Origin of the sequence: Vibrio ouci (assembly GCF_004551525.1) — a bacterium.
GTDB classification, from domain to species: domain Bacteria; phylum Pseudomonadota; class Gammaproteobacteria; order Enterobacterales; family Vibrionaceae; genus Vibrio; species Vibrio ouci.
In genome coordinates this window covers 1-596 of record NZ_SATR01000305.1, presented here as the reverse complement: position 1 = coordinate 596, position 596 = coordinate 1, and the positions used below count along the sequence as shown (strand labels likewise).

Annotated in this window: 1 protein-coding gene; it reads left to right on the top strand. The window is 38.6% G+C overall.

Going from position 1 to position 596, the window contains the following annotated elements; all coding sequences use genetic code 11:
* Positions 1 to 77: 77 nt before the first annotated feature.
* On the top strand, positions 78 to 464 hold the full coding sequence (locus ELS82_RS25765; protein WP_001033833.1) for a hypothetical protein: 387 nt from the start codon (positions 78 to 80) through the stop codon (positions 462 to 464).
* Positions 465 to 596 lie beyond the last annotated feature (132 nt).

Genomic DNA, 596 nt, shown 5'->3' with positions numbered 1-596 from the left:
TGCTCACACCTTAACAGGGCGTTATGTGAATTTGGTAATTCCTACCCAAAAGGGAAATTGTAGAAAAGGAAAAAAGAGTGAATAAAATAAGGAAAGAGCCTTTGTTGGCAGAGGTTGAACGTCGACTAGCGAAGCCTATTTTTGGTGAGCGTAATAAAAATTGTGTTGTTGTACGGCTAAATGATGATCTAACAGAAAAAAATAGTATTCAAGAAAGCACATTTAAGCTGAGAGCTCATGGTTTTAAAGCCAGTATTAGTAATGCTAGAGATTCTTCTTTTGTGGTACTAACGAATGCCAAAGGTGTTGCTTTAATAGGGAGTATTGTTGATGTTGAGCCACATGAAGAGCTTGAAGGACGAATAAATATCTATTTCAGGGACCCTTGCCATATTGATTCCGATGAGTTGGCTAAATTCGTAACATGGAATAATAGCAACCCAGTTCGCACAATACGTTTGTAAAAATTCACATAACAAACAATTTAAGAGGGATTCCCCACGCTTGGCATTTTTGGTTTAGGTCAAGTTTAGTGATTACGGCGTCCAAATTGAGTATTGTGGTCGCGTGGCTCACCCCTTAATTGGGCGTTATGT